The sequence below is a fragment of the Nocardiopsis lambiniae genome (assembly GCF_031845465.1).
GTDB lineage: Bacteria > Actinomycetota > Actinomycetes > Streptosporangiales > Streptosporangiaceae > Nocardiopsis > Nocardiopsis lambiniae.
Window position 1 is genome coordinate 1 of the sequence record NZ_JAVREP010000046.1, and the last position, 922, is coordinate 922.

At 62.1% G+C, this 922-nt stretch carries 1 protein-coding gene; it reads right to left on the reverse strand.

What is annotated here, in order from left to right; translation table 11 throughout:
* A partial coding sequence (clpX, locus tag RM479_RS27445) for an ATP-dependent Clp protease ATP-binding subunit ClpX (RefSeq protein ID WP_311514580.1) occupies positions 1-922 on the reverse strand: 922 nt, incomplete at both ends.

Sequence of the window (922 nt, forward strand, 5' to 3'; positions counted from 1 at the left end):
CGATCTGGGCGCGGGGCACGATCGTGGGATTGACGTTGTCGATCACCGTCTCCCGCGCGATGATCACCCGACCCACATCCTCACGCGAGGGCACCTCGTACATCACCGACAACAACACCTCCTCGATGATCGCCCGCAACCCCCGAGCACCCGTCCCCCGAATGATCCCCTGCTCCGCGATCGCCTCCAACGCCCCCGGCGTGAACTCCAACCCCACACCGTCCAACTCGAACAACCGCTGATACTGCTTCACCAACGCGTTACGCGGCTCCGTCAGAATCCGGATCAACGCCTCACGATCCAGATCGTGCACACTCGTGATCACCGGCAACCGACCGATGAACTCCGGGATCATCCCGAACTTCAACAGATCCTCCGGCATCACCTCACCGAACCCGCCCCCGACCAACTCCTCCTTGGACCGCAACACCGCGTTGAACCCCATCCCCTGCCGCCCCGTCCGCGACTCGATGAGCTTGTCCAACCCCGCGAACGCACCACCACAGATGAACAACACGTTCGTCGTGTCGATCTGGATGAACTCCTGATGCGGATGCTTACGCCCACCCTGAGGAGGCACACTCGCCGTCGTCCCCTCCAAGATCTTCAACAACGCCTGCTGCACCCCCTCACCCGACACGTCCCGGGTGATCGAGGGGTTCTCGCTCTTACGCGCGACCTTGTCCACCTCGTCGATGTAGATGATCCCCGTCTCGGCCTTCTTCACGTCGTAATCGGCCGCCTGGATCAACTTCAACAGGATGTTCTCCACATCCTCACCGACGTACCCCGCCTCCGTCAGCGCCGTCGCGTCCGCGATCGCGAACGGCACGTTCAAGATCCGCGCCAACGTCTGCGCCAACAACGTCTTCCCCGACCCCGTCGGACCCAACAACAAGATGTTGGACTTGGCGATCTCCAC